The organism is Herpetosiphonaceae bacterium, from assembly GCA_036374795.1.
Classification (GTDB): domain Bacteria; phylum Chloroflexota; class Chloroflexia; order Chloroflexales; family Kallotenuaceae; genus LB3-1.
The window spans coordinates 1-2737 of the sequence record DASUTC010000208.1 but is presented as its reverse complement, the minus strand read 5'-3'; the positions used below and the strand labels follow the sequence as shown (position 1 = coordinate 2737).

The window sequence follows — 2737 nt, the reverse complement described above, 5'->3', positions numbered from 1 at the left end:
GACTTCTCGCTCTGTATTGGCTGCCATGATAGATAGCTCCTTGTACTGCCAGGTGGGAGGTGTTTCCCACGGAATCCTCGCTCCTGGCCTCAACGATAACCTGATCGCGCTACGCCCCGCCGATCCCCTGTGTGACGACACCAGTGCCGCCGCAGGTGGGGCAGGGCTGATCGTTACGCTGTCCGCTGCCGCCACAGTCGGGGCAGATGCTCTCACCCGCGCCCGGCGTGTCGGGAGGAACTTCATCGCCAGGACTCATCGGCTGCGTGCCCGGCTGATCCTGGTCGGGCCGTGGATGCTCCGTGTGTGCTTCATGCATCGCAGGCTCCTTTCTGGCCGAGGCTGGTCGGGGGCGCAGCACGGCCTGGGCTATGCCACACCCGCCAGCGTCGTTACTGTCTCACCTAATCCTCGATCGTGCTCAGATCGCCTTCGGGCTGTCCCAGCGCGCGGGCCTTGAGCACCCGGCGTAAAATTTTGCCGGAGCGCGTCTTGGGCAGCTTGGGCACGATCGTGATCGCTTCGGGCCTGGCAATCGGCCCCATCGTGACGCCGACATGCGCTTTGAGCTCGCTCACCAGCAGCTCGCCGGTATCGTCGAAGCCCTGGCGCAAGATCACGTAGGCGTGAATCGCGTTGCCTTTGACCTCGTGCGGCAGGCCGATCACGGCGGCCTCGGCGACGGCGGGATGCGACACCAGCGCCGACTCGACCTCGGCGGTTCCGAGACGATAGCCCGACACTTTGATCACGTCGTCGGTGCGTCCGATGATCCAGGTGTAGCCGTCCACGTCGATTCGCGCCGCGTCGCCGGTGATGTACGCGCCCGGCAGGTTGCTCCAGTACTGCTGCACGTAGCGATCGGGATCGTTATAGATCGTGCGCAGCATGCCCGGCCAGGGCCGCTTGATGATCAGCCGTCCCTCGGTGTCGGGCGGAACCGGCTGGCCCTCGTCGTCGACCACCGCGATCTCGACGCCGGGCAGCGGCACGCCGCAGGAGCCGGGCTTCATCGCCATGTTCGGCAGGTTCGAGATCATCGGCCTGGAGGTTTCGGTCTGCCACCACGCATCGACGACCGGGCAGCGCCGCCGACCGATCTGCTCGTAGAACCAGCGCCATGCTTCGGGGTTGAGCGGCTCTCCGGCGATGCCCAGCAGCCGCAGCGAGGAAAGATCGGCCTTGGCGGGCCAATCGGTGCCGAAGCGCATCAGGCCGCGCACGCCGGTCGGGGCAGTGTAGAGGATCGTCACGCCGTACTTCTCGATGATCCGCCACCAGCGGCCAGGATCGGGATACGTGGGCGCGCCCTCGTACATCACGGTGGTCATGCCGTGCATCAGCGGGCCGTAGAGCACGATGCTGTGACCGACGATCCAGCCCGCGTCGGAGGTGCAGAAGAGCACGTCGTCGGGGCGGACATCGAGCGACCATTTCAGCGCGGTGAAGACATCGACCAGATAGCCGCCGACGGTGTGGACCACGCCCTTGGGCGCTCCGGTCGAGCCTGAGGTGTAGATGATGAAGAACGGATCTTCACTGTCCATGGCCTCGGTCGGGCAGGGCTGATCCAGCGCCGGATCGTCCATCAGCGCGCGCCAGTCGCGGTCGCGCGGCTGCCGCTCCACGGGATTGCCCGCGTGGGTCACGCAGATCACGGCCTCGACGCTGGCTACATCGGCGACAGCCTCGTCGGTGATCCGCTTCAGCTCGACGATCTTGCCGTTGAGATGGCCGCCGTCCGCCGTCACGACGACCTTCGCGGCGGCATCGGCCACGCGCGCGTGAAGCGCATCGGTGCTCAGGCCGCCGTAGACCACGGTATGCACGGCGCCGAGCTTGGCGGTGGCGAACATCGCGATGGCCTGCTCAGGGATGCGCGGCATGTAGATCGCGACCCGATCGCCGCGTGTGACGCCCAGCGACTTGAGCACGTTGGCGAAACGATTGACCTGCCGACTCAGCTCGGCGTAGGTGAAGGCGCGGCTCTCGCCGTTCTCGCCCTCCCAGATCAGCGCCGTGTGGCCAGGGCGCGTCGTCAGATGGCGCTCAAGCGCGTTGGTGACGAGATTGGTCTTGCCGCCGACGAACCATTGGTAGAAGGGAGCCTGCGATGTGACGAGCACCTGCGAGAACGGCGCGTGCCAGGTGATCTGCTGCGCCGCCTCGCGCCAGAACGCATCAGGGTCTTGCAGCGACCGGCGATAGAGCGCCGGGTAGTCGCCGATCTGAGCCTGCGCCGCAAGCTCCGGGCTGGGGGGTGGAACGAGATCGGCGCCGCCGTAGGCTGCGTGGGTCTGCTGTCGATCAATGTGCGTCATGACAATCTCTCCCCATCAACTGAATACCAGGATTGACGCGGTCGCTCCCTGCCAGCGGTGTGTTGATCTGCGTCGGCATGCGACAGCTCTGTCAAGGACGAAACCAATCTCACCGCGTGACTCCTGTGCCTACGTGAAGGTGCCAGCAGGGCTTGCAGTACCTTCGCATCATCGATCCACGCTCGTCGTACCTGCCTGTTTGAGCCGCCTGCGCCTCGTCTCAAGAGCGCTTGTGCTCTGCGCGACCGTATCGCGCAGCGCTGCTCAAGGACTACTCAGGCTGGTAGAGCGAGCTACTCAGGAGCATAACGGAAGCTGAGTGGAGGGAAGAACACGAATGTTTACGCCCCGTGAAGTTTTCTTTACCGAAGATGCGCAGCAAAAAATGTCGACACGCTACCAGGCCCCGCTCGTGG

Annotated in this window: 2 protein-coding genes; both read right to left on the bottom strand. The window is 65.1% G+C overall.

Annotation, left to right across the window (positions count from 1 at the left end):
• Positions 1-109 precede the first annotated feature (109 nt).
• The gene (locus tag VFZ66_15670; protein HEX6290628.1) at positions 110-319 is read right to left on the bottom strand and encodes a hypothetical protein; all 210 of its coding nucleotides are present in this window, start codon (positions 317-319) and stop codon (positions 110-112) included.
• A gap of 85 nt (positions 320-404) precedes the next feature.
• Positions 405-2321: an acetate--CoA ligase gene (acs, locus tag VFZ66_15665; protein ID HEX6290627.1), complete on the bottom strand. Its 1917-nt coding sequence runs from the start codon at positions 2319-2321 to the stop codon at positions 405-407.
• Positions 2322-2737 lie beyond the last annotated feature (416 nt).

Bases quoted from the DNA above. Each gene is read 5' to 3' on its own strand.
- VFZ66_15670 (HEX6290628.1), bottom strand. From the start codon at position 319: ATGCATGAAGCACACACGGAGCATCCACGGCCCGACCAGGATCAGCCG.
- acs (HEX6290627.1), bottom strand. From the start codon at position 2,321: ATGACGCACATTGATCGACAGCAGACCCACGCAGCCTACGGCGGCGCC.